This window comes from Desulfovibrio sp. SGI.102, from assembly GCF_050314315.1.
In the GTDB taxonomy this organism is placed as follows: Bacteria; Desulfobacterota; Desulfovibrionia; order Desulfovibrionales; family Desulfovibrionaceae; genus Desulfovibrio.
Window position 1 is genome coordinate 1 of the sequence record NZ_JBNPNC010000117.1, and the last position, 1,485, is coordinate 1,485.

Below are 1,485 nucleotides of genomic sequence, written 5' to 3' on the forward strand. Positions count from 1 at the left end.
TGGAGGAGATCATGGAAAACCAGTCCCTGATACGTCGCGAGGCCAATTGCCTGTCCCGCTTCGACCGCCTGCCGGTCAAAAGCGAAATGCTGAAGATCATCGCCGTGCTGGCCGCGGTGAGCGTGGTGGAAGCCTTTGACCTGGGCCTGATCGGCCAGACCGTGCTGGTCCTCAAGCAGATCTGGAACCTCGGCCCGGCGGAGACCGGCCTGCTGGCCACCTGCTCCACCATCGGTGTGGTGCTGGGCACCTTCAGTTGCGGCTTCCTTTCGGACCGTTATGGTCGCAAGCGCGTCCTTTTCTGGGCCGTGTTCATCTTCACGGTCTTCACCTTCATGGGCCCCCTGATGGAGAACTTCTACTGGGTCGTGGCCATGCGCTTCCTGAGCGGCCTTGGTTCGGGCGCCGTCTTCCCCATCCCGTACCTGTACATTTCCGAGCTGGTGGGGGCCAAGCAGCGCGGCGTCACCTTTGCCTACTGCAATTCCATCCTCGTGCTCTCCTATGTGCTGCCGTCTTCCTTCGGCGCCTGGGCCGTGGCCACCTTCCCGCTGGAAGTGGCCTGGAAGCTGCCCTTCCTCGTGGGTGGTCTGCCCATCGTGATGCTGTACTTCATCCACAAGTACATGCCGGAATCTCCCCGCTGGCTCATGCGCCACAACCGTCATGACGAAGCCGAGGCCCTGGTGGAACGCCTGGAAAGCAGCCTGGGCATGGAGCATGACAAGAACTACATGGATCCCGCCATCCTGACCGCCGTGAACGAAGCCCGCTCCGGCAACAAGCCCAAGGTCAGCTGGACCATGCTCTTCAAGCCCCCGTACCTGAGCCGCACCATCGTGTCCTACTCCATGTTCTCGGCCGCCCTGGTGTTCTGGTACGTGGTCATGGTCTATGCGCCCACCATCCTCACGGGCAAGGGCTTCCAGATGTCCAGCTCCGTGCTGATGGGCGGCCTGATGATGGCCATCGGTACCGTGGCCGGCATGGTCTGCGGCCACATGATCGAAAAGTACGGCCGCAAGCCCATGTACATCATCCTGGCCCTGCTGACCGCCGGTTGCAGCATCCTGCTGACCATGGTGGAGAGCCTCAATGCCTGGCTCATCGTGGGTACGGCCCTGGCCTTCTTCGGCAATGCCATCTTCTCCATCTGCAAGCTCTACATCGCCGAACAGTATCCCACGGAACTGCGCGGTACGGGCGCCGGTCTCGGCGAAGCCGTGAGCCGCATCTGCGGCGGCGTGCTGGCGGCCTACTTCATCGCCTTCCTCATCGCCTCCGGCAACCAGCACGCGGTGTTCTGGTTCCTGGCCATCTGCTACCTCGTCTCCACGGCGCTCCTGGCCATCTGGGGACAGGAGACCATGGGCAAGAGCGTGGACGCCACGGGCAGCTCCAGCGGCAAGTAGAGGATCGTACAACAAGAACAAACAACGGGCCTGCGGGCCCTGGAGGAACATATCATGTCGTGTGCCTGCACTT

General features: G+C 62.2%; 1 protein-coding gene. It reads left to right on the top strand.

Features of this window, described 5'->3' with window-relative positions; all coding sequences use genetic code 11:
• A partial coding sequence (locus ACQRCJ_RS12405) for an MFS transporter (protein WP_427799937.1) occupies positions 1 to 1,412 on the top strand: 1,412 nt, incomplete at its 5' end.
• Positions 1,413 to 1,485: the final 73 nt, after the last annotated feature.